Below are 2013 nucleotides of genomic sequence, written 5' to 3' on the forward strand. Positions count from 1 at the left end.
TGTTAATATGGTTTTTTCGGCAACCTTAAAGATAGGTATGCAGGATGAACCTAAACAACTAAACCCATTTAAGGCATCTGATGTCTGGAGTTGGAATGTGCTTGGTTTCTTCTATGAAGGGCTATATACCCACAATCCCCAGACATTTGAGATTATCCCTTGGTTAGCCGAAGGAGAACCTGTTTATAACCATAAAAATAATACCTGTGTCGTGCATCTTAAAAAAGGTGTCAAATGGGAGGATGGTCAACCATTTACCGCTGAAGATGTAGCGTTTTCGGCTAATGTCCTGATGGAATTCAAAATCCCACGATATTATTCAGATTGGGATTTTATAACAAAAGTAGAGGCAGTGGATAACTACACGGTTAAATTCTGGTTAAAAGAGCCTTATGCCATTTTCTTTACCCGCACATTGATGTCACTCATCGTTCCAAAACATATCTGGCAACCAATTATTGAAGAGATTAAAAAGACAAAAGACCCATTAACCAGCCTGATGGAATATGAGGTAACGAAACCTATTGGGATGGGGACATTTAAGTTTGTAGACTGGAAGAAAGGTTCTTATGTTCAATTGGTAAAAAATCCACTTTATTTTGCCACAGGCAGAACAGTAAAAGGTAAAAAGGTAGGTCCTTATTTTGACGAGATACTTTTTAAGATTTATGGCACCACCGATGCGGCGATATTAGCCCTGAAAAAAGGTGATATTGATTTTATCTGGTGGCCTATCCAGCCTGGTTTTGTTTCAGATTTGCAAAAAGACAAAAAAATTACTTTGACTAATAACCCTGAAAATGGCTTAAAATACTTAGCCTTTAATCTTCGCCGTCCACCTTTTAATGATATTAATTTTCGTCAGGCAGTGGCTTATTTAATCGATAAAAAATTTATTCAATCACGCATCCTTCAAAATTATGGGCTGCCCAATGATACGATTATGCCGCCTGGAAATAAATTCTGGTATAATCCCAATACACTTAAATATGGTGCGAATCTGAACCAACCAATGCGAATTAAAAAGGCAATCGCTATTTTAAAGAAAGCAGGTTATTCCTGGAAAAAAGAACCAAAAGTGAACGCTAATGGACAAATTACAAAAGGAGAGGGATTAAAAATGCCTGATGGCACACCCGTCAAACCTTTTAAAATTCTTACCCCGCCAGCAGATTATGACCCACTCCGGGCAATGTGTGGCACGCTCATTCAAGAGTGGTTGAGACAGATAGCTATTCCCGCTATTGCAACACCTACTTCCTTTGGAGATATAATTAATAAAGTAATGACCGAATGGGATTTTGATGTGTTTATACTTGGCTATAGGTTATCTCTTGACCCGGATTTTATGCGGTCTTTCTTCCATTCAAAAGAAGTTGTTAAAGATGGAAATAATCCGATGGGTTATATTAATCCTGAATTCGATAGATTAGCGGATGCTTCTGCTAAAGAAATGGTGCGGGAAAAAAGAAGAGAGTATATCCTGGAACTACAGGATTTCATCATCCGCGAAGTTCCCTGGGTGCCTCTTTATACCCTTATGCAGATAGAGGCATACCGTAATGATAGATTTAGAGGTTGGGTAAATCAACTGGATGGAATTGGGAATGGCTGGTCATTCGTATTTATTAAACCGATGTAATTGGTAACTATTCACCACGAAGGGCACGGAGAGCACGAAGTGAAATTTGATGAATTATCGAATAGAGTCATTGGATGCGCGTAACTATTCACCACGAAGAACACGAAGAAAATTAGATGGTCTCTGAAATTAACCACAAAGTACACAAAGAATACACAAAGAAATAAAGGGAAAAATTTATTCTCTCAAAAATCTTTGACTCTTTTGTGAAACTCTTTGTGATCTTTGTGGTTAAAAGAATTGTAGTTATTGTCAGACACTACCGGAAAAAACGGTGGTGTCTTAATCTAGCATAAAGGTTAAAATAGTGTATAGGGTTCTGCAAAATAGGATTTGAGGGAGACAACAAATAAATATCAAATATCAAATAT

At 37.5% G+C, this 2013-nt stretch carries 1 protein-coding gene; it reads left to right on the plus strand.

From position 1 onward, the window contains the following. On the plus strand, positions 1-1642 hold a 1642-nt coding region (locus tag AB1422_19160; GenBank protein ID MEW6621420.1), incomplete at its 5' end, for an ABC transporter substrate-binding protein. Between the last annotated feature and the right edge of the window lie 371 nt (positions 1643-2013).

This window comes from bacterium (genome assembly GCA_040757115.1).
Lineage (GTDB): Bacteria > UBA9089 > CG2-30-40-21 > CG2-30-40-21 > SBAY01 > JBFLXS01.